Source organism: uncultured Maritalea sp. (genome assembly GCF_937139385.1).
Lineage (GTDB): Bacteria > Pseudomonadota > Alphaproteobacteria > Rhizobiales > Devosiaceae > Maritalea > Maritalea porphyrae_A.
In genome coordinates this window covers 1-2,207 of the sequence record NZ_CAKZPW010000244.1, presented here as the reverse complement: position 1 = coordinate 2,207, position 2,207 = coordinate 1, and the positions used below count along the sequence as shown (strand labels likewise).

Below are 2,207 nucleotides of genomic sequence, written 5' to 3'. Positions count from 1 at the left end.
ATGTATGCCGACCTTGCCGTTGCAATGGGTGGCCGCGTGGCAGAAGAAATTACTTTTGGCTACGATAAAGTCTCGAGCGGGGCATCGTCGGATATTCAATATGCAACCAAACTCGCCCGCGCAATGGTGACAGAATGGGGCATGAGCGAAAAACTTGGTCGTGTGCTTCTCAAATCTGATCCAAATGGCTTCTATGGTGCTGCAAAGGCTGAAATATCAGACCAAACAGCGCGCTTGATTGATGAAGAAGTGCGCCGGCTGGTTGAAGAGGCTGAGACTGAGGCACGCAAGATCATTGATGACAACGAAGACTTGTTTGAAAATATTGCGCAGTCTTTGCTCGAATTTGAAACGCTTACCGGCGAAGAACTTCGTGCTTTGATGGAGGGCAAACGCCCCGAGCGCAAAGATGATGACGATGCGGACAAGCCTAAGGTTTCAGCAGTGCCAAAGGCTGGTAAAGCTGCGACAAAGAAAAAAGACGATGGTTTGGCTGGTAGCGATACTGAGCCGCAACCTGAAGGCTAAAGTTATTTCGCTTTCACGATTTGATGGGGTCGCCTTAACAGGCGGCCCTTTTTGATTCATAGTGGTGATCAATTTGGGGAAACACGACAAATGCCGAGCTTTGAAATATTAGTTGCGTTCTTTGTGACCACCGCCATGTTCGCTTATATGCCGGGCCCCGCAATGATTTATGTGTCTGCTCAAACGTTGGCACGGGGGCGCAGAGCCGGGTTGATGGCCTCGATCGGCGTGCACTTGGGCGGCTATTTTCACGTCATTGCGGCTGCCTTTGGTCTTGCGGCGCTTCTGGCATTGGTGCCACAGGTCTATTTTTTGGTTAAGTTGTCGGGCGCGCTCTATCTGATCTTCCTTGGGGTGATGATGATCAAAAAACGCCATGAGCAAATTGCGCAAAAAGAAGGGCATCAAAAGGATGCGCGACAGGCATTTGTTGAAAGTATTATTGTTGAGGTATTGAACCCGAAAACTGCGATTTTCTTCGTGGCGTTTTTGCCTCAATTTGTGGACTTATCAGCTGCATGGCCAGTTTGGCTGCAAATGGTTGTTTTGGGCACAATCGTCAATTTGTTGTTTTCATCAGCGGATCTTTTTTGTGTTTTGTTTGCAAGCCTGATGATTAGCCGTTTGCGCAAATCTGGAACCGGTGCAGCCAGAGCAAAACTGGCTGGCGGCTCCTTTTTGATATTGTTAGGCGGCAAATTGGCGCTGGACCGCTAGTTGATCTGAAATAGATTCTTAACCACGCTAGAATGATGACGCATAGTTGGCCATAATTTGGTTATTCTTTGCGCATATGTTGGTGCAATTATTTGCGCGAAACGAGCGCACTTGCTGGTTGGCTTGGGGACATATGAAAAAGAAATATTTTGGTACCGACGGCATTCGGGGGCTGGCAAACGGCCACAAACTCACATCTGAATTGGCGTTAAAAGTTGGCCAAGCTGCAGGGACAGTTTTTTGGTGAGAAAAGCTTTATTCAAGAAAGGGAAGCCAGAAGAGTTTTAAGTTATTAACAGGGAAGGAGTGAGAGCAGAGCTGAAGAAAGATAAAAAACAAAGCCAAAAAAAAAGAAAATCTTCTTCATTACCTAGATTTCGATAAGTCCATTATAGTCCACAGCATATTCTTCATTTAAATATACGGGCAAGTTTCTATCCTTTGCATTTGACAAACCAACTCCGGCATAATAAGCTCTTGCCTCGTGCTTATGGGCATGGTCTTTCATTTTGTTCATCAGTTCTTCATCGTAATTTTTTGGGTCTTCGGGAAAGGGCACGTTTCTGACCACAATAAAATGAAGTTTTTTATCCTTCAGGCAGACGAATTGAGGGTTCTTTTTTGGCTTGCTGTTGACCCCCATAAACTCATAACCATCTTCCTCTAACTTCCTGCCAACTATATTCATGGCCAAGTTGTGTAATTCTTGTTTTGTCAGAGGTTTTCCCATTACATAACAATTCTAAAAAAAACCGATATTCAAGAATATCGGTTTTTGTGGTAGTCTGGTAAATATTTTAAATTCCTGAATATCCAAAAGAAACTAAATGTACTAGCCGCCGAAGTCATCAAAACGGATATGCTCATCTGGGATACCGAAATCTTCTCCCATTTTTTGAACAGCTTTGTTCATCAAAGGTGGCCCACAGAAATATAGTTCGATATCTTCCGGAGATTCGTGA

General features: G+C 44.7%; 3 protein-coding genes and 2 pseudogenes. 3 read left to right on the top strand and 2 right to left on the bottom strand.

From position 1 onward, the window contains the following. The 3 genes and pseudogenes from Q0231_RS10195 to Q0231_RS10185 all read left to right on the top strand — a co-directional run. Positions 1 to 528 (top strand): annotated as a pseudogene (locus Q0231_RS10195) (cell division protein FtsH); the annotation flags it as partial. A 90-nt stretch (positions 529 to 618) separates the two neighbouring features. Continuing rightward, on the top strand, positions 619 to 1,245 hold the full coding sequence (locus tag Q0231_RS10190) for a LysE family translocator (protein ID WP_269394823.1): 627 nt from the start codon (positions 619 to 621) through the stop codon (positions 1,243 to 1,245). A gap of 133 nt (positions 1,246 to 1,378) precedes the next feature. Beyond that, positions 1,379 to 1,486: pseudogene (locus Q0231_RS10185) on the top strand (hypothetical protein); the annotation flags it as partial. Between the two features lie 51 nt (positions 1,487 to 1,537). Here the strand turns inward: Q0231_RS10185 and Q0231_RS16740 are convergent. Both Q0231_RS16740 and Q0231_RS10180 read right to left on the bottom strand, forming a co-directional pair. After that, a complete protein-coding gene (locus tag Q0231_RS16740) occupies positions 1,538 to 1,612 on the bottom strand; it encodes a lipoprotein (protein WP_367274488.1) in 75 nt (24 codons plus the stop codon). A gap of 3 nt (positions 1,613 to 1,615) precedes the next feature. Continuing rightward, positions 1,616 to 1,975, bottom strand: coding sequence for a hypothetical protein (locus tag Q0231_RS10180; protein ID WP_299347583.1), 360 nt, complete (start codon positions 1,973 to 1,975; stop codon positions 1,616 to 1,618). Between the last annotated feature and the right edge of the window lie 232 nt (positions 1,976 to 2,207).